Annotated in this window: 1 pseudogene; it reads left to right on the forward strand. The window is 52.8% G+C overall.

The window, feature by feature from the left end:
• A pseudogene (locus EN804_RS35480) lies at positions 1-343 on the forward strand (hypothetical protein); the annotation flags it as partial.

Genomic DNA, 343 nt, shown 5'->3' on the forward strand with positions numbered 1-343 from the left:
TTATGTGATTTCAGATCGGGCCAAACCGGGCTTTGAAATGATATTCGCCGAGTATCGACGTGTTCGAAACAAGACTAGTTTGAAAATAATCGACGTCGGTTGCTCCTATGGCATCAACGCTGCTTTACTGCGCACCGATCTCGATCTCGACGATTTGTATGCTGCCTATCTGAAATCCGGAGGATCGCTCTCGGGACGACAGGAGTTAGAGCATCGCGCTTTCTTTCGGGATCGCGGTCTCCGCGACGATATCCAGTTCGTCGGCGTGGATCCATCATTCCGGGCTGTCAGGTATGCGCAGACCCTGGGCCTGCTGGAGGTTGGAGTAACGGCAGACTTGGAA

Origin of the sequence: Mesorhizobium sp. M8A.F.Ca.ET.161.01.1.1 (assembly GCF_004792105.1) — a bacterium.
In the GTDB taxonomy this organism is placed as follows: Bacteria; Pseudomonadota; Alphaproteobacteria; order Rhizobiales; family Rhizobiaceae; genus Mesorhizobium.